Consider the following 18,166-nt stretch of genomic DNA (forward strand, 5'->3'; position numbering starts at 1 on the left):
AATGTATGGCAATAAAGTAATTATATAAATAGATCTAATAAAATAGTTTTAGCGGGTAATTTTGGGTGTCGATAAAGTAAATTTATACAAGCTTACTTTATAAAAATTAAAATCAGTAAACACATGGCTTAATTTGCTAAAATACTCATCTTTTAAATCCGTTATTAAGGGGGGTTATTAAAATCCATCTAACCCTCTACTCGGTACAATGGTTTCCCAATGTTTACAAGAAGGGCAATTCCAATAAATTGTATAGCTAGTAAAGCCGCAATGCTGACATTGAAAGTCAGGTTTAGTCGCAATGTATGAAGTAACAAGTTTATCAATCTGCTCTAAAACTTCTTTCGTGTTTTTATTTTGATCAGCCATCAATTGCAGCAAAAAACTAAAACCGCGAATTGTTGGTTGTCGTTTTAAACTATCAGTTAAAAACTCAAATGCTTGCTCTGTGAAACCTTGTTCTAATAAAGCCTGACAATGTTTTATTTTTATTAATACGCCGCCTTTTTCTAATAAGTCATTTACTAGCTCATGAAATTGGTGCGTTAGATTTAGTTGTTTGTAACTGTGTGCGAGTCTATCAATAAATAGCGGGGCAAATAACGTAAATTGAGTCACGAGTTCTCGCCAATAATAAATGGCTTTAACGTAATCCTCATTTGTATAAGCAGATAAACCTAATTCGTAAAGAGGACGAACAGCTTTATAATTTAAACTAATCGCTTTTCTCATTAATTGTGGGGTATTATCAGCTAAGGCTGTTTCACAATAAAAATTTGCAATCGCTTTAAATTGTTGTTCTTTTGAAAATAATTCGCTGTGGGCCTCAAACATGTTGATGCCTTTTTCCCATTCACGGGTTTGTGAATATAAAGTAATAATAGGTTCGAGAGCTTCAACATGCCCTGCTTTTACTAACCAAACTAGATGCTCCTCTGCACTGTCAAGCAAGCCTGCCATAATATAATCTTCGGCGAGCTCTAATCTGCTTGTAGCTGCTTGTTGTTCATTTAAGCTTGGATGTTTTAGAAGAAGTTCATGAATTTTTATCGCTCGGTCTAACTCACCTCGACGACGAAACATGGTGGCAAGCGTAGAATAATGTTCAACTGAATCAGCAGAAACTTCGAGTAGATTAATTAGGTGCTCTAACCCTTGATCTTCTTCTCTATCAAGTAAAAATTTTAAACCTTTACTATACTCAGAAGTGATCTGACGGTTAAGTTGATGAGCTTGGTTTTTAGCGCTATTTTTACCCATCACCCAGCCGTAACCGGCTGCTACAGGTAATAATAAAAACAAAAGCTCAATCATGATTAGGTGTCTTTATTAGCAGCAAGCTTTTTTTTATCTTTTTCAGGCGCTAATTGTTTTTTTAACCGATAATTTTGCCATTTTAACTGTGAGAACAATTTAAAACTAATAAAACAACCGATTACAACACCTAACAAAAAGCAGATACTTATGATTACAGCTAAAGGTAATGTATTACTGGCAATTATATAATTAATTTGTACTAACTGTGGATTTTGAGAACCCAATACAAAAGCACTAATAAGGCATAGTGCAACCAGAATAATTTTTAATACCTTAAACAAGTAACTACTCCAATAAATTAGTTAACTAGGCAATACTTTCATTTACGCGGTCGCGTAATTCTTTACCTGGTTTAAAATGAGGAACATGCTTACCGTCTAACTCAACTGTATCGCCAGTCTTAGGATTACGACCTGTGCGAGGAGCGCGGAAATGCAAAGAGAAACTACCAAAACCTCTGATCTCTATACGATCTGAAGTAGATAATGAGCCGGCCATTTGTTCAAGAATTTCTTTTACAGCATTCTCAACATCTTTCACTGGAACGTGCGCGTGTTGTTCCGCAAGTGTTTCTATCAATTCTGACTTAGTCATAGCGTTTCCTTAAAAAGAGATATAGGAAGGGCAAAAAATGCCCTTCCAACTAAAAACTAATTATATATTAGTCTTTTTGTGCATTTGCGAAAGCAGCTGCCATTGCGTTTTCAAACACTGGCTCTTCTTTCTTAAGCTTCTCTATTACTTCTTTCTCTTCTGCTTCGAAAAGAGCTTTAACAGATAAACTTAAAGTGCGGTTCTTGCGATCAACACCAACATATTTCACTTCAATTTCGTCGCCAACAGAAACAACAGTAGTTGCATCTTCAACGCGCTCTTGAGCGATATCAGCTACACGAATGTAACCTTCAACGCCTTCGATAAGTTCAACAGTTGCGCCTTTAGCATCAACTTCAGTCACTTTACCCTTAACAATAGCACCTTTTTTGTTTGCATCAAGGTAGTTATTGAATGGGTCAGCTTCGATTTGTTTAACACCTAGAGAGATACGTTCACGCTCTGGGTCAACTTGTAATACGATAGCAGTGATTTCGTCGCCTTTCTTGAATTCACGTACAGCGTCTTCGCCAGGTGTATTCCAAGAAATGTCTGAAAGGTGTACAAGACCGTCAATACCACCGTCAAGACCGATAAAGATACCGAAGTCAGTGATTGATTTGATCTTACCAGTAACTTGATCGCCTTTGTTTTGTAGACGAGCAAATTCCTGCCAAGGATTAGCAATACATTGCTTAAGACCAAGAGAAATACGACGACGTTCTTCGTCAATTTCTAGAACCATAACTTCAACAGTATCACCTAGTGATACAACTTTTGAAGGATGGATGTTCTTGTTAGTCCAATCCATTTCAGAAACGTGTACTAGACCTTCAACGCCTTCTTCGATTTCCACGAAACAGCCGTAATCAGTAAGGTTAGTAACACGACCAGAAAGTTTAGAACCTTCTGGGTAACGACCAGCGATAGCTGCCCATGGATCTTCACCAAGCTGTTTAAGGCCTAGAGATACACGAGTTTTATCTTTGTCGAATTTAAGAACTTTAACTGCGATTTCGTCGCCAACATTAACGATCTCTGAAGGGTGCTTAACACGCTTCCACGCCATATCAGTAATGTGTAGTAGACCATCAACACCACCAAGATCAACGAATGCACCGTAGTCAGTAAGGTTCTTAACGATACCTTTAACTTCTTGACCTTCAACAAGGTTAGCAAGAAGCTCTTCACGTTCTTGTGAGTTTTCTGATTCGATAACTGCACGACGTGAAACAACAACGTTGTTACGTTTTTGATCAAGCTTGATTACTTTAAATTCAAGCTCTTTGCCTTCAAGGTGAGTTGTGTCACGTACTGGACGAACATCAACAAGTGAACCAGGTAGGAAAGCACGGATTGAATCAACTTCAACAGTGAAACCGCCTTTAACTTTACCGTTGATAACACCAGTAACAGTCTCTTGCTCTTCACATGCTTTCTCAAGACGGATCCACGCTTCGTGACGCTTCGCTTTCTCACGAGAAAGGATAGTTTCACCGAAACCGTCTTCAATTGCATCTAGTGCAACATCTACTTCGTCGCCTACAGCAACTTCAAGTTCACCAGCAGCATTTTTGAACTGCTCTGCAGGGATAGCACTTTCTGATTTAAGACCAGCATCTACAAGTACAATGTTATTCTCGATAGAGATTACTGTACCTTTAACGATAGAGCCTTGCTCTGCTTCAAAACCCTTTAAGCTTTCTTCAAATAACTGCGCAAAATTTTCTGACATACGAATATACGTCTCATATATTAATACCAATAAGCAACCATGCTGCATGGGGTTGTTAAAATAGCACTGGCATCCTGCTGGTGCATAAAATGTGTTTTAGCTTCGTTTAGGAAGCTTACCTTCAGAGATAGCAATATCTAATAAAGTTATAACTTTATCAAACACTTGCTGAGCATTGAGTTCGCTAGTATCGAGCTCTATGGCATCCTCTGCAGGTACAAGCGGCGCAACCGCACGATTCATATCGCGCTCATCACGATCTTGAATGTCTTGTAATAGACCACTCAGTGTAACATCAAGACCGCGCGTATTCAACTCAACAAAACGTCTGCGCGCACGCTCTTGTGCACTTGCTGTTAAATAAATTTTTAACGGTGCATCTTGAAAAACCACAGTGCCCATATCACGACCATCGGCAATTAAGCCATTTTCACTGCGAAATGCACGCTGGCGGCGCAATAATGCTTCACGAACACGAGGTAACGCAGCTACTTTTGACGCAGCTGACCCGACTTCTTCATTACGAATAGTGGTTGTTACATCTTCGCCTTCTAAAATAACTTTTCCAGCATTAGTTTGGCTATCCACCAAAAACTGTACATCTAAGTTTGCAGCGAGCGGCACAAGTGCCTCTTCATTGTCTAATGCTATTTGATGATGAAGTGCTGCAAGGGATAATACGCGATAAATTGCACCGCTATCCAATACATCCCATCCCAACTTTTCGGCTAACAAGCGACAAACAGTTCCTTTACCTGAACCACTTGGGCCATCAACGGTGATCACGGGCATTAATAACGCCTGCATTTAAACCTCCTGCAATGCACACCTAAATAAACCGCGATATTATACGTCAGTTATTAAAATATATCTGCTATTAGTGTGTAACTTTTTATAAATAGTTATAACAGTCCTATTCACTCACTGATGCTAATACATTGAAAAATGTAGGAAATGTTTTATAGGTACACTTCGGATCATTAATCGTTATAGGCTTTCCACCAACGGCTACCATAGCAAAACACATTGCAATGCGGTGATCATCGTAAGTGTCTATTGCTACATCGTTGAAGTGTTTAGGCGGTGTAATTTCTATAAAGTCGTGTCCCTCTACTACCTCAGCACCAACCTTTCTAAGCTCAGTTGCCATTGCGTGTAGCCTGTCTGTTTCTTTTACACGCCAGTTATAAATATTACGGATAGCAGTTGGACCTTTTGCAAAAAGCGCCACTGTTGCAAGAGTCATAGCAGCATCAGGAATTGCATTGGCGTCAATATCTACGCCTTTTAGCTCGCCTTTACGTACAACAAGTCGCTCATCATACCAATCGATTTTGGCACCGACTTGCTCCATGACTTTAGCAAAACCAATATCCCCTTGGACCGATTTAGCACCTACTCCTTTAATTTCAATTTCGCCACCAGCAATCGCTGCTGCTGCCACGAAATAAGAAGCAGAAGATGCATCGCCTTCAACCATAATACGTTCAAGCGATTGATACTGTTGACCACCTTTAACTTTAAACGTTGCATAATCACTGTGTTCAACATTCACACCAAAACGTGCCATTACATCAAGGGTAATATCAATATAAGGCTTAGAGACTAACGTCCCTTTAATTGTAATTTGTGTATCACCATTAAATAACGGTGCAGCCATTAACAAAGCGGTCAAAAACTGACTTGAAATACTGCCATCAATTTCAACATCACCACCTTTTATTTGACCACCTACAATTTTAAGTGGTGGGTAGTCTTTGTGTTTTGTATAAGTAACATCACCACCAAGCGCTTGTAGAGCATCAACCAAGTGCCCTATCGGACGCTCTTCCATACGTGGCTCGCCAATTAGCTCATACTCACCAGCAACGGCAGCAAGCACAGCCGTTAAAGGTCTGTAAGCAGTACCCGCATTACCTAAAAACAACGGCTCACTAGGCGTTTTAAATACACCACCAACGCCCTCAACCGTTGCAACTGTTCGCTCATTGTTTAAAGTAACATTTACACCTAATAACTTTAAAGCGCCCAACATATGACGAATATCATCACTATCGAGCAAATTTTCAACAACGGTTGTACCATTTGCAAGTGCTGCAAGTAACAAAATACGGTTAGATAAACTTTTTGAGCCTGGTAATGTCACGCTGCCGTTTACACGAGAAATAGGGTCTAAACGAAGTTGCTCCATTAACTGTGCTCCTTTGCAAATGCGTCCATAAAACTAACAAGTGCTTGAACACCTTCAATAGGCATTGCGTTATAAATACTTGCGCGCATACCGCCCACAATTCTGTGGCCTTCAAGAGCGAGTAACCCTGCATCTTTAGACTGAGCAACAAACTTATCATTTAAGCTTTCATCATTAAGCCAAAACGGAACATTCATACGTGAACGGCAATGTTTAGCTACTTTATTTGTATAAAAGCTCGATCCATCAATAAAATCATAAAGTAGCTGCGCTTTAGCTATGTTCTGAACTTCCATGGCTTTTACGCCACCATTTAGCTCTAACCATTCAAATACTTCAGCCGCTAAGTACCACGCAAAGGTGGGAGGTGTATTAAACATGCTGCCTTGTTTTGCTTCTAAGGCGTAATCTAAAATACCGGGTTTAGGAAGACCTTCACGCTCAAGTAATGTTTTACGAACAATAACAATCGAAATGCCCGATGGGCCTATGTTTTTTTGCGCGCCGGCATAAATTAAGTCAAATTTATTTACGTCTATTTCGCGCGATAAAATAGTCGATGACATATCAGCAACAATTGGCGCAGTTGGATGACTCGGCACATCAAAAATCTCTAGGCCATCTACCGTTTCGTTAGGGCAATAGTGAATGTAAGATGCATCTTCAGGTAACACCCAATTAGTAACCTGTTTAATCGAAAACTCACCATTTACATCGTTACGAACATCAATTGAAAGCGTTTTGGTAAATTTGTTAGCTTCATCCGTTGCACTTTTTGACCACACGCCATTTTCACAATAAACAGCAGTTTTACCATCTTGGTGTAAATTTAATGGCACGGCGCTAAACTGGCCACGACCGCCACCGTGCATAAATAGCACTTCGTATTCGTCACTAATGTTCATCAAGCGTCTAAGGCTTGCCTCACATTTTGCAGTTAATGCTAAAAACTCTTTGCTGCGATGACTCATTTCCATTACAGAAACACCTAGGTCTTGCCAATCTAGAAACTCTTTTTGCGCTTTTTTCATAACCGCTTGCGGTAGCATAGCCGGTCCCGCACAAAAATTATATTTACTCATTACCTTTGCCTCATTCCAGTAATTTAACGACTAAGCATGAACCTATAATATCCATCCACTCAATCTCACGATTTTAATGAATAAATATAATTTCATACACTATTAATTTTTTTCAACAACATTAAAAAAAGCGGCCAAGGCCGCTTTTTCAATCTCAATTATTCTGAAGGAGGATTATCATCCGCTACTTCATCAACAACTGTATCTACTGTTTCAACGTCTTCAATATCAACCAAGTCACTTTGAGTAACTTCAATCTCTTCTATACGTTGTAAACCAACTACTTGCTCTTCGTCAATAGTTCTGATCAAAATAACACCTTGGGTGTTACGTCCAACCGTAGAAACTTCATTAACGCGAGTACGTACTAAGGTACCACGATTTGAAATAATCATTATTTCATCGTTATCATCAACTTGTACAGCACCGACTACAGCACCGTTACGTTCACTCACCTTAATCGATACAACACCTTGTGTTGCACGGCTCTTAGATGGGTAATCTTCAAGTTGTGTACGCTTACCGTAACCATTTTCAGTAACCGTTAAAATAGCACCGTCAGTTTTTGGTACAATTAACGATACTACGCGTTGCTCGTCTGGCATTTTAATACCACGAACACCCGTAGCAGTACGACCCATTGGGCGAACACCTTTGAAGCGAATCTCAGGGTTACCTTCTTCGTCTAATACTGGGTTACCGTTTTCATCAACAACTGTTGTTTCTTCAGCTTCTTTAAAGCGCACAACTTTACCTGCATCAGTGAACAACATAATTTCGTTGCTACCATCGGTAATATCAACCCCAATCAGGCTATCGCCATCATTTAAGTTAACAGCAATAATACCGCTTGCACGTTGACGACTGTAAGCCGTTAATGGTGTTTTCTTAACTGTACCAAATGCTGTTGCCATAAAGATGTATTTATCTTCTGCGTACTCGCGTACTGGCAATATAGCAGTAATACGTTCATCAGCTTCAAGTGGTAACAAGTTAACAATTGGCTTACCGCGCGCTGCACGACTTGCCAGTGGTAACTGATACACTTTAAGCCAATATAAACGACCGGCCGTAGAGAAACATAAAATAGTATCGTGTGTATTTGCAACGAGCAGACGTTCAATGAAATCTTCATCTTTCATCTTGGTTGCTGACTTACCTTTACCACCACGACGTTGTGCTTCGTAATCAGACAATGCCTGATATTTCACATAACCTTCGTGAGAAAGTGTGACGACGACGTCTTCTTCCGTAATTAAGTCTTCAAGGCTGATATCGTGAGCTGCAGCATTAATTTCTGTACGACGTTCATCGCCGTATTGTGCTTTAATTTCAACTAACTCATCACGAATAACTTCCATTAAACGCTCTGGTGTTGCCAAAATATATAAAAGCTCAGCAATTAAATCTAATAACGTTTGGTATTCACTTATAATTTTTTCGTGTTCAAGACCTGTAAGCTTATGTAAGCGTAAATCTAAAATAGCTTGGGCTTGTTGCTCAGAAATAAAGTACTGACCATCACGAATACCTAAATCGGCAGCAAGCCAATCTGGGCGTGCAACATTATCTTCGCCTGTTTTTTCAAGCATAGATTTAACATTGCCTAATTCCCACGAACGTTCTGTTAGAGCAATTTTAGCTTCTGCAGGTGTAGGTGAGTTACGAATAAGTTCGATAATAGGGTCAATGTTTGCAAGTGCAATAGCTAAGCCTTCTAGCATGTGTGCACGGTCGCGCGCTTTGCGTAAATCAAAAACAGTACGGCGAGTTACTACTTCACGACGGTGAATAATAAACTCTTCAAGCATTTCTTTTAGATTAAAACACTTAGGTTGGTTATTAATTAAAGCAACCATGTTCATACCAAATACAGTTTGTAACTGAGTTTGTGCATATAAGTTATTTAAAATAACTTCGCCTACGTCACCACGTTTGATCTCAATAACGATACGCATACCGTCTTTATCGGATTCATCACGAAGTGCACTAATGCCCTCAATTTTTTTATCTTTAACAAGCTCGGCAATTTTTTCAATTAGACGTGCTTTATTAACTTGATACGGAATTTCGTGCACTATAATTGTTTCACGACCGGTTTTTTCGTCTGTTTCAATCTCTGCACGTGCACGCATGTACACTTTACCACGGCCAGTTTGGTAGGCTTGCTCTATGCCTTTTTTACCGTTGATAATCGCAGCTGTAGGGAAATCAGGACCCGGAATGTAATCCATTAACTCAGTAATCGTTAAATCAGGATTCAAAATAAGTGCTAAACACCCATTCACAACTTCAGTTAGATTGTGAGGTGGTATGTTTGTTGCCATACCTACCGCTATACCCGATGAACCGTTTACTAATAAGTTAGGAACTTTTGTCGGTAAAACGTCTGGGATTTGCTCTGTGCCATCGTAGTTAGGAACGAAATCAACCGTTTCTTTGTCAAGATCGGCTAATAATTCATGCGACATTTTTGCCATACGTACTTCTGTATAACGCATTGCTGCTGCTGAATCACCATCAACCGAACCGAAGTTACCTTGTCCATCGACTAACATGTAACGAAGCGAAAATGGCTGTGCCATACGAACTATCGTGTCGTAAACTGCACTATCGCCGTGTGGATGGTACTTACCGATTACGTCACCGACGACACGTGCCGATTTTTTGTAAGGCTTGTTCCAATCATTACTAAGCTCGTTCATTGCAAACAAAACGCGGCGGTGAACAGGTTTTAAACCATCACGTACGTCTGGTAATGCACGTCCTACAATTACGCTCATCGCGTAATCTAAGTAGGAGTTTTTTAACTCGTCTTCAATATTGACCGGCTGAATGCCATGGGCGAAATCAGTCATTGATATCACATTCCTTCAGTATTTGCTCTCAACAACCCAGTATTAGGCACCAAGAGTATTTGTTATTATTACTAACAGCTATGCTATCACAATTAATTTTAATTTACAGGCGCAAAACTTTGCGATTTATCAATTTTGCCCTATATAATGGCCTCAGATTGACGAGGAAGTATTTTATGACCGAACATCAAAATGTAGATCACGCAGAAATAGCAAAATTTGAAGCCATCGCAGAGCGTTGGTGGGATTTAGAGGGAGAGTTTAAACCTCTTCACGAAATTAACCCGTTACGTTTAGACTTTATAGCGCATAAAACCCAAGGTCTATTTGATAAAGACACACTCGATGTTGGCTGTGGTGGCGGTATTTTAAGCCAAAGCATGGCGCGCATGGGCGCAAAAGTAACTGGCATCGACATGGGTCAAGAGCCCTTAACTGTTGCTAAATTGCATAGTCTAGAAACCGGTGTAAATGTAGAATACATTAAAGTGCCTGCAGAAGAGTTTGCAACACAGCACCCAGAGCGCTTTGATGTGATCACCTGCATGGAAATGCTAGAGCACGTTCCCGACCCAGCATCTATCATTCATGCCGTAGCAGCACTTGCAAAACCTGGCGCAGATGTGTTTTTTTCAACTTTGAACAAAACACCTAAGGCCTACTTATATGCGATTGTTGGCGCCGAAAAACTGCTGAAAATGGTGCCTGAGGGTACACATGACCATAAAAAGTTTATAAAACCTGCGCAACTGATTGCATGGGCTGAGCAAGCGGGTTTAAAAGTACGTGCAAGTGCGGGGTTATCATATAATCCATTATCAAAACAATATACGCTTAACACAGATGTAAGCGTAAATTACATTCTGCATTTTGAGAAGTTAGCCTAATGGCGAACTCTCATTCACCTCATATAGAGTACGACGCATTTTTATTTGATTTGGATGGCACCCTACTCGATACCGCCGACGACTTAGGTGCCGCGCTAAATGCGGTACTTCGCGCACAACAAATGGATGAAGTAACAAGCGATGTATACCGTCTCGCAGCCTCTAATGGAGCGGGTGCACTGTTAGCTGCCGGCTTTAAAGATAGATGGCCTGAGCAGCCACAGGCCGAACTTATAAAACAATTGCTTGATGAATACGCGACTAACATAGCAAAACACACCACATGTTTTAAAGGCGTAGAATCTTTACTTATCGCGCTTGATCAAAAAAAGATCAAATGGGGGATCATGACCAACAAACCAGGATTTTTAACCGATCCTTTGGTGGCAGCAATCCCCGCTTTAAAAAACTCCTGCGTAGTCATAAGTGGCGATACCTTGGCTGAGGCCAAACCATCACCACTACCACTACTACATTGTGCAAAGCTTATGGCAGTAAAACCAAACCGTTGCTTGTACATTGGTGATGCACAGCGTGATATACAAGCAGGTAAAGCTGCAGGTATGCACACCGCCACGGCACTTTGGGGTTACATACCCAACAATGAAGAAGCATTAAGCTGGAAAGCTGATTTTAACTGGCAAAGTCCAATTGATGGTTTTAACCATATATAGTGTCATGTTAATTTATAAACACTATATATTGTGATTTAGTCAGTTTTTAGTCAAAGTCTGCTGATAAAAAACTCAGTTACAATTTATTTTTTAAAAGCGCAAATTTAGTAGATCATTAGTTGATTTTTAGAAATTTCAACTTCACCTAATGATCAAAGGTTAATGCTTACTAACACAAGTGTGTTATCCCAAAGTTATCCACAAATAGGGGCAATTATGTCCCTTGCAAAACGACTCAGACCACACTATCTTGTGATCTCTAAATTGAACAACACCAGATATTGTGGCCAAATGTTATTCAATTAAATTCATCAATTTGGTGAAACTTATAATAAATGAGTGCTCCTGCTGTAATTTAAGGAGTACAACATTGGTCAAAATACTAAATCCCCAAGGAATACAGGCAAAGCTATGAACCAACTGTTATCTGTAAGCAAACGTGACGGCCGTAAAGAGCCACTTGATCTTGATAAGATCCATCGCGTTATTGAATGGGCCGCCGAAGGTTTAAATAACGTCTCGGTTTCACAAGTTGAATTAAAATCTCACATTCAATTTTACGATGGTATCCGCACTAAAGACATCCACGAAACCATTATTAAAGCTGCCGCAGATCAGATTTCAAAAGAATCGCCAGATTATCAGTACCTATCAGCGCGTTTAGCTGTATTTCATTTACGTAAAAAAGCGTATGGCCAATTTGAGCCACCGCGTTTATTTGATCACGTCACTAAAATGGTTGGCGATAAGCGCTACGATGCACATTTACTTGCTGATTACACAGAGCAAGAATTTGATGAACTAGATGAATACCTTGATCACTCACGCGATCTAAACTTTAGTTACGCGGCTGTTAAGCAACTTGAAGGTAAATACCTCGTTCAAAACCGTGTAACGGGCGAGATATACGAAAGCGCGCAGTTTTTATATATTTTAGTCGCCGCAAGTCTATTTGCAGACTACCCACGTGAAACACGCGTTTCGTACATTAAGCGTTTTTACGATGCCGTATCGTTGTTCAAAATTTCATTACCTACACCTATTATGGCAGGTGTACGTACGCCTACTCGTCAGTTTAGCTCATGTGTATTAATAGAGTGCGGTGATAGCCTTGATTCAATTAACGCTACATCGTCTGCAATCGTTAAATACGTATCACAGCGTGCGGGCATTGGTATAAATGCAGGTCGAATTCGTGCGCTAGGTAGTCACATCCGTAACGGTGAAGCGTACCACACAGGTTGTATTCCTTTTTATAAGCACTTTCAAACAGCTGTTAAAAGTTGTTCGCAAGGTGGCGTACGTGGCGGCGCTGCAACATTATTCTACCCGCTTTGGCACTTAGAAGTAGAAAACCTACTTGTACTTAAAAATAACCGTGGCGTAGATGACAATCGTGTTCGTCACCTAGATTACGGCGTACAGTTTAATAAACTAATGTACTCTCGTTTAATTAAAGATGACTACATTACGTTATTTAGCCCATCAGATGTGCCTGGCCTTTACGATGCATTTTTTGAAGACCAAGCTGAGTTTGACGCGCTTTACGTAAAATACGAACAAGACGAGTCTATTCGTAAAAAACGCATTAAAGCCATTGAGCTTTTCTCTATGTTTGCGCAAGAGCGTGCAAGTACAGGCCGTATTTATTTACAAAATGTGGACCACTGTAATACGCACAGCCCGTTCATTGCTAAAGTTGCGCCTATTCGCCAATCTAACTTATGTTTAGAAATTGCATTGCCAACCAAGCCACTTAATAACGTAAATGACGAAGAAGGCGAAATTGCCCTTTGTACACTGTCTGCGTTTAACTTAGGTGCAATAGAATCACTTGATGAGCTTGAAGAGCTAGCTGAACTTGCGGTGCGTGCCCTTGATAACTTACTTGATTTCCAAGACTACCCAGTACCGGCTGCTAAAAATGCAACTATGGGTCGTCGTACACTAGGAATAGGCGTCATTAACTACGCATACTACCTAGCTAAAAACGGTAAACGTTATTCTGATGGCAGTGCTAATGCATTAACACATAAAACCTTTGAAGCTATTCAATATTACTTAATGAAGGCATCTAACGAGCTTGCTAAAGAGCGTGGCGCATGCCCTAAATTTAACGAAACAACGTATTCACAAGGTATAATGCCAACCGATACGTATAAACGTGATTTAGATAAAATTTGTGATGAGCCACTTCATCTTGATTGGGATACACTACGTGCAAGTATTAAAGAGCACGGTATGCGTAACTCAACACTAAGTGCGTTAATGCCATCAGAAACATCGTCGCAAATCTCTAATGCAACAAATGGCATTGAGCCACCACGTGGCCATATTAGCGTTAAAGCAAGTAAAGACGGCATTTTAAAACAAGTGGTACCTGAGTACGAGCGTTTAAAAGATAACTACGAATTACTGTGGGATATCCCATCAAACGATGGTTACTTACAACTTGTGGGCATAATGCAAAAATTTGTTGACCAAACAATATCAGCAAACACAAATTATGATCCAAATAAATTCGAAGGCGGTAAAGTACCTATGCAAGTCTTGTTAAAAGACTTACTGAGCGCGTACAAACTAGGTGTTAAAACCTTGTATTACCACAATACACGCGATGGTGCCTCAGATTCACAAGAAGATACTCCTGACGTGGAAGATGACGATTGTGAAGGCGGCGCGTGTAAAATATAACTGCTGATTTTAATTTTAAGCGGGCATCTAGCCCGCTTTTTCTGATAGTTTTTTGAGTGATAAACATGTCTTATACTACTTTTAGCCGAAACCATAATAATCAAATGCAAGAGCCAATGTTTTTTGGCCAAACTGTAAACGTATCTCGTTATGATCAACAAAAATACCCTATTTTTGAAAAATTAATTGAGAAGCAACTATCTTTCTTTTGGCGTCCTGAGGAAGTAGATGTAAGTAAAGACCGTTTAGACTTTCAAGCTTTACCTGATCACGAAAAGCACATATTTTTAAGTAACTTAAAATATCAAACGTTACTTGATAGCGTGCAAGGGCGTTCGCCAAACGTAGCCCTACTACCTATCGTATCGCTACCAGAACTTGAAACGTGGATAGAAACATGGGCGTTTAGTGAAACAATTCATAGCCGCTCGTACACGCATATTATTCGTAACGTAACGCAAGCGCCTGAACTTATTTTTGATGACATTGTTAGCAACGATAAAATTAGCGAACGTGCTGATGCGGTAACTAAATACTACGACGACTTAATCAACTCTGTATCGCTTTATAATTTATACGGTGAAGGCAAACACGAGATTAATGGTAAAACTGTTCTCGTGAATTTGTTTGAGCTTAAAAAGAAACTTTACCTCGCTATGATGTCGGTAAACATTCTTGAAGCGATTCGCTTTTACGTAAGCTTTGCATGTTCGTTTGCGTTTGCTGAGCGTGAGCTGATGGAAGGTAACGCTAAAATCATCAAGCTTATTGCGCGCGATGAAGCACTACACCTTTCGGGCACTCAGCATATTCTAAACATTATGCAAGACGGTAAAGACGACCCAGAAATGGCGATTGTTGCTGCCCAATGCCGCGACGAAGCAATCAAAATGTTTGTAGAAGCCGCAGAGCAAGAGAAAGAATGGGCAGAATACCTATTCAAAGACGGCTCAATGATTGGTTTAAATAAACATATTCTATGTCAGTACGTTGAATACATCACCAATGCGCGTATGACTGCGATTGGTTTACCAGCACAATTTGAAAACAACAGTAACCCTATTCCATGGATAAACTCATGGCTTGTTTCTGATAACGTTCAGGTTGCACCGCAAGAAGCCGAAATAAGCTCATACCTTGTTGGTCAAATAGACTCTCAAGTTGATGCCTCAGAATTTGGTGACTTTGATTTATAATGAGTGACAGTACAACTGCAAGTATAACTCTTGCACAAAGCAGCCAGCGTATAGAATTTAATACTGGCTGCCCTTCTCTTTTACACTGCTTAGAATCTAAAAAAATAGACGTTGCATTTCAATGCCGTGAAGGCTATTGCGGTGCGTGCAGGGCTATTTTGGTATCCGGTAACGTTGAATATAATGAAGAGCCACTAGCGTTTGTCCGCGAAGGCGAGATCCTCCTATGCTGCTGTAAACCCAACGGTAATATAAGCATTAACTTAAAGTAATACCAATTCGCTTGATTCAGTGGTCTACTTTGAGGTAAGAAAGTCATGTCAACAACAAGGCTGAAATTTTAACGCCGTTAGCGTCAGGCTTTATTTCTCTAATTGATTACGTAACCTGAGCTCTGGTTAAGAAATTTACTAACATATTGAACCATAATGATATTTAAATTTATTTTTCTCTAGGGCCTGTTGACCTTTCAGGATTAAAATTTGTTCAATCTAGGGGCTATTTAATCGCGGAGCGAAGTTTGTAATCGAGTGGGCTAAGTAAAAACCGAGCAACAAAGAGTAAATAGTCCCTGGGCAGAACCCTTCGGGCAGCGCATGTTTGGCATTTATGCTGCGTTATCGCCTATTTATGGGGAATAACCACACTACATAGGCTCTGCCTTGCTTAAATACCAAACAGTCTGCTGCAAATTTAACCTCGAAAGATAAACAGGCCCTAGCCAGAGATTCTCAGTGAAAACATGGCGAATTTATGCGTCAATAGCGGACCTATTGCAAGTAAATTCAACGCAGTTAGCGCTAAAAATAGCTGCTCGAGATAGATTTATTATCCAGAGTTCAGGTTACGTATATTTAAAGCATTAAAAAAGGCGCTTAAAAAGCGCCTTGCTAACAAGTATGTGTGCTTAAAACATATCTTGATAGGAGTTTGTTGTACTAAACGTAATTGCTTTTTCAAAGCCTGGTAACTGAATACTTTGCTCGTCTATTACAATATCGTTGTCGTCAATAAGTCCATCGCCAAAACGATAAATAAGTTCGTACTGGCCTAAATCTGCTTGTGTTTGATACGTTTTCTGCGAAGCTCTAACCACACTATTTTTCTGAGTGTAGCTAGTCATAACATCATCACCATGGCGCTTAGCGAGCATTTTCATTGTTACTTTTGGAGAAAGTACGGTCGCTGTTGCATTGTTACCGCCAAAGCCTTTTGAATTTATAAAAGCAATATCCATATCAGCGCATTCGTAATGGCTATTACGAATATCAAGATGATCGCTATAAACGTCGTCTGCTACTTTATCTATTGTGGTAATACCTGGCATAATATTGTGGCTAAATACACCCAAAGCAATCGCTAACTGATCGCCACTTGCAGGGGCAATAGTATGGCCAACGTATGCTTTTGGTGCTGTCACTTTCCAATTATCAATAGCGAACGTTTGTGCCACTTTATGATATATAAGTGACTCTGTTACACGATTTTGCGGAGTACTCGAACCATGCGCTAAAATAAAGCTACGTTCTTGCAGTGCTTCTTTACCTAATAAGCTGCTAGCAAGTGCGGCTGATTTTGCCATTGTAATATAGTTACCAGGTCCAGGTGATGTAATCGACTTCTTAACGCCATCTGCATTTACAAACACATCCGGTACACAGCCCATAATATCAGCGCCCAACTCAAGGGCTAACGCATCATCCATTAAAATTGCAACTTGCGCGCCTTCACCTAATGTAAAGCCGCAGTTATCACCAAATGGTCGGCTACTATTACGGTAATCTGGTTCTTCATCATTTGATAAGTTATCTAAACGACGTAGCCCTTCAACATTTGCAAGTGCACTCATATTACCAAAGCCTTCAACCACTTCGGGTGTAATAGCACACTCAACGCTTGCAACAACTGCAACCCGTGTACGCCCTGCTTGTATGTCGTTAACCGCCGCACGTAAGTTATATAAAAACGTTGCACATGCACCCGAGGTCGAAAACGTAGTACCTACATTACCGGTGACATAGGCGTTAATAAAATCAGTCGACATTGTATTTAAACCCAGTGCCAGCTGTTTAGTGCTAACACGGTCGCCTTGTTGGCGCGCTTTTACTAAACCGCCTAGGCCTTTATCGTCCATTTGACCAATTACCGATGCTGAATAAGTACCAATTTTATCTGGCTCGACGCTATTCATAATATGCTGCCAATCAAGCCCTGTTGATTTAATCGCATCGGTGGCTGCAAAAATAGTCGCCTGCAAACCACGAGGCTGGTAGCGGCTGTTATACATAACAGACGGATCAAACCCAGTCGGAAATTGCCCAGCAGATTTAATTGGGTTATCACGCGTTGAGTTATGCTTAACATCAAAATCGGCTGCAATAGTTACTTTAACCTTTTTTCCTTCAAGTTCTTCAACTTGCCAACTAGCTGGAACAGGTACCGGTAAGTCGCGAGCACGCGTTTCAAACACAATTGCGTTTTCACTTGATGCGGTCAGTGTCATCTTTTGCTGCCACGGCGTGGCATCGGCATCAAAATGTTCTTTTTCAATTTTACGAATAAGTGTACCGGCAATAATTTGCTCACCAAAGCGTGCTTCTATGTCGCTTTGCTCAACATTATTACCTTGTGTGTCTTGTAATTGGCCGTTTACAACGCTGACTAGATTCATCAGTGTGGCGAGGCCTAAAAATGTTTCACTGCGATCTTGATCATTTAAACTATCTAACACGATACGGCGATAACCTTGATGAAAAGAAGTACGGCCAGCGGCGTTAATGCCACCCATGCCTACTATAACGGGTAATGCTGTCATAATTTACCTTTAAAAAACGTGTTATAAGGAGAACAGACAGTTTAAATGGATTATGCACCGCACATTGTGCTTTAATAGCCAAATATTCAGCACAAAAGGCCAAAGAGCACTGGTCGGAGCATT

Annotated in this window: 14 protein-coding genes; 5 read left to right on the forward strand and 9 right to left on the reverse strand. The window is 40.2% G+C overall.

Annotated features, from left to right (window positions below; genetic code table 11):
* Nucleotides 1–177: 177 nt before the first annotated feature.
* From lapB to gyrA, 8 genes are all read right to left on the reverse strand, one after another.
* On the reverse strand, nucleotides 178–1,314 hold the full coding sequence (gene lapB / locus PALI_RS07240; protein WP_193155416.1) for a lipopolysaccharide assembly protein LapB: 1,137 nt from the start codon (nucleotides 1,312–1,314) through the stop codon (nucleotides 178–180).
* Nucleotides 1,315–1,316: 2 nt separating this feature from the next.
* Nucleotides 1,317–1,598 (reverse strand): lipopolysaccharide assembly protein LapA domain-containing protein, encoded by a 282-nt coding sequence (locus PALI_RS07245; protein WP_024612800.1) that lies wholly within the window; start codon nucleotides 1,596–1,598, stop codon nucleotides 1,317–1,319.
* Between the two features lie 25 nt (nucleotides 1,599–1,623).
* A complete protein-coding gene (gene ihfB / locus PALI_RS07250; protein WP_007376597.1) occupies nucleotides 1,624–1,911 on the reverse strand; it encodes an integration host factor subunit beta in 288 nt (95 codons plus the stop codon).
* A 67-nt stretch (nucleotides 1,912–1,978) separates the two neighbouring features.
* Nucleotides 1,979–3,646: a 30S ribosomal protein S1 gene (gene rpsA / locus PALI_RS07255; RefSeq protein ID WP_077539018.1), complete on the reverse strand. Its 1,668-nt coding sequence runs from the start codon at nucleotides 3,644–3,646 to the stop codon at nucleotides 1,979–1,981.
* A gap of 96 nt (nucleotides 3,647–3,742) precedes the next feature.
* On the reverse strand, nucleotides 3,743–4,453 hold the full coding sequence (gene cmk, locus PALI_RS07260; protein WP_138584908.1) for a (d)CMP kinase: 711 nt from the start codon (nucleotides 4,451–4,453) through the stop codon (nucleotides 3,743–3,745).
* Between the two features lie 106 nt (nucleotides 4,454–4,559).
* The gene (gene aroA, locus PALI_RS07265) at nucleotides 4,560–5,837 is read right to left on the reverse strand and encodes a 3-phosphoshikimate 1-carboxyvinyltransferase (protein WP_193155417.1); all 1,278 of its coding nucleotides are present in this window, start codon (nucleotides 5,835–5,837) and stop codon (nucleotides 4,560–4,562) included.
* The gene (gene serC, locus PALI_RS07270) at nucleotides 5,837–6,919 is read right to left on the reverse strand and encodes a 3-phosphoserine/phosphohydroxythreonine transaminase (protein WP_193155418.1); all 1,083 of its coding nucleotides are present in this window, start codon (nucleotides 6,917–6,919) and stop codon (nucleotides 5,837–5,839) included. Before serC ends, aroA begins: the two co-directional genes overlap by 1 nt.
* 158 nt (nucleotides 6,920–7,077) lie before the next feature.
* On the reverse strand, nucleotides 7,078–9,777 hold the full coding sequence (gene gyrA, locus PALI_RS07275; protein WP_138584911.1) for a DNA gyrase subunit A: 2,700 nt from the start codon (nucleotides 9,775–9,777) through the stop codon (nucleotides 7,078–7,080).
* A 176-nt stretch (nucleotides 9,778–9,953) separates the two neighbouring features.
* On the opposite strand from gyrA, the gene ubiG reads away from it, so the two are divergent.
* The 5 genes from ubiG to yfaE all read left to right on the forward strand — a co-directional run bounded on the left by ubiG (nucleotide 9,954) and on the right by yfaE (nucleotide 15,500).
* Entirely contained in the window at nucleotides 9,954–10,664 is a 711-nt protein-coding gene (gene ubiG, locus PALI_RS07280) for a bifunctional 2-polyprenyl-6-hydroxyphenol methylase/3-demethylubiquinol 3-O-methyltransferase UbiG (protein WP_077537967.1), read from the forward strand.
* On the forward strand, nucleotides 10,664–11,338 hold the full coding sequence (locus PALI_RS07285) for an HAD family hydrolase (RefSeq protein WP_193155419.1): 675 nt from the start codon (nucleotides 10,664–10,666) through the stop codon (nucleotides 11,336–11,338). Before ubiG ends, PALI_RS07285 begins: the two co-directional genes overlap by 1 nt.
* A gap of 411 nt (nucleotides 11,339–11,749) precedes the next feature.
* The gene (gene nrdA, locus PALI_RS07290) at nucleotides 11,750–14,032 is read left to right on the forward strand and encodes a class 1a ribonucleoside-diphosphate reductase subunit alpha (protein ID WP_193155420.1); all 2,283 of its coding nucleotides are present in this window, start codon (nucleotides 11,750–11,752) and stop codon (nucleotides 14,030–14,032) included.
* 65 nt (nucleotides 14,033–14,097) lie between these two features.
* Nucleotides 14,098–15,228, forward strand: a complete 1,131-nt coding sequence (gene nrdB / locus PALI_RS07295) for a class Ia ribonucleoside-diphosphate reductase subunit beta (protein ID WP_182702454.1) — start codon at nucleotides 14,098–14,100, stop codon at nucleotides 15,226–15,228.
* Complete coding sequence (yfaE, locus tag PALI_RS07300; protein WP_077537971.1) at nucleotides 15,228–15,500, forward strand: class I ribonucleotide reductase maintenance protein YfaE; 273 nt, start codon at nucleotides 15,228–15,230, stop codon at nucleotides 15,498–15,500. The genes nrdB and yfaE overlap by 1 nt, the downstream gene beginning before the upstream one ends.
* Before the next feature lie 635 nt (nucleotides 15,501–16,135).
* Here yfaE and PALI_RS07305 read toward each other — a convergent pair.
* A complete protein-coding gene (locus PALI_RS07305; protein ID WP_193155421.1) occupies nucleotides 16,136–18,043 on the reverse strand; it encodes a beta-ketoacyl synthase in 1,908 nt (635 codons plus the stop codon).
* Nucleotides 18,044–18,166: the final 123 nt, after the last annotated feature.

Source organism: Pseudoalteromonas aliena SW19 (assembly GCF_014905615.1).
Classification (GTDB): Bacteria; Pseudomonadota; Gammaproteobacteria; order Enterobacterales; family Alteromonadaceae; genus Pseudoalteromonas; species Pseudoalteromonas aliena.

Bases quoted from the DNA above. Each gene is read 5' to 3' on its own strand.
- ihfB (WP_007376597.1), bottom strand. From the start codon at position 1,911: ATGACTAAGTCAGAATTGATAGAAACACTTGCGGAACAACACGCGCAC.
- serC (WP_193155418.1), bottom strand. From the start codon at position 6,919: ATGAGTAAATATAATTTTTGTGCGGGACCGGCTATGCTACCGCAAGCG.
- ubiG (WP_077537967.1), top strand. From the start codon at position 9,954: ATGACCGAACATCAAAATGTAGATCACGCAGAAATAGCAAAATTTGAA.
- PALI_RS07305 (WP_193155421.1), bottom strand. From the start codon at position 18,043: ATGACAGCATTACCCGTTATAGTAGGCATGGGTGGCATTAACGCCGCT.
- PALI_RS07285 (WP_193155419.1), top strand. From the start codon at position 10,664: ATGGCGAACTCTCATTCACCTCATATAGAGTACGACGCATTTTTATTT.
- gyrA (WP_138584911.1), bottom strand. From the start codon at position 9,777: ATGACTGATTTCGCCCATGGCATTCAGCCGGTCAATATTGAAGACGAG.
- aroA (WP_193155417.1), bottom strand. From the start codon at position 5,837: ATGGAGCAACTTCGTTTAGACCCTATTTCTCGTGTAAACGGCAGCGTG.
- cmk (WP_138584908.1), bottom strand. From the start codon at position 4,453: ATGCAGGCGTTATTAATGCCCGTGATCACCGTTGATGGCCCAAGTGGT.
- yfaE (WP_077537971.1), top strand. From the start codon at position 15,228: ATGAGTGACAGTACAACTGCAAGTATAACTCTTGCACAAAGCAGCCAG.
- lapB (WP_193155416.1), bottom strand. From the start codon at position 1,314: ATGATTGAGCTTTTGTTTTTATTATTACCTGTAGCAGCCGGTTACGGC.
- nrdB (WP_182702454.1), top strand. From the start codon at position 14,098: ATGTCTTATACTACTTTTAGCCGAAACCATAATAATCAAATGCAAGAG.
- rpsA (WP_077539018.1), bottom strand. From the start codon at position 3,646: ATGTCAGAAAATTTTGCGCAGTTATTTGAAGAAAGCTTAAAGGGTTTT.
- nrdA (WP_193155420.1), top strand. From the start codon at position 11,750: ATGAACCAACTGTTATCTGTAAGCAAACGTGACGGCCGTAAAGAGCCA.